Here is a 255-nt window from a genome sequence, read left to right on the forward strand (position 1 = left end):
CATCCACGATGGAGCGGGCGTTGTGCAGCTTGTCGCAGGCGGAGACGAGCAGCGCATCGGCGCCGGCGTGCTCGAGATGGGCGAGATAAGCTTCCTTGCGGGCGCGCCAGGGTGGCTTGGGCAGGGTCTCGGCATCGGTGCAGGCGCGCACAATGGACGCGACCCGCGAGCCGAACTGGGCCTCGATCACCGCCTCGCAGTGGATGCCGCAATCCTCGATGGCATCGTGCAGCAGGCCGGCGATGGCCTGCTCCT

The 255-nt window shown here is 68.6% G+C and carries 1 protein-coding gene; it reads right to left on the reverse strand.

Going from position 1 to position 255, the window contains the following annotated elements; translation table 11 throughout:
* A partial coding sequence (locus tag EOD42_RS25700; RefSeq protein ID WP_127790447.1) for an HD domain-containing protein occupies positions 1 to 255 on the reverse strand: 255 nt, incomplete at both ends.

The sequence above is a fragment of the Rhodovarius crocodyli genome (genome assembly GCF_004005855.1).
GTDB lineage: Bacteria > Pseudomonadota > Alphaproteobacteria > Acetobacterales > Acetobacteraceae > Rhodovarius > Rhodovarius crocodyli.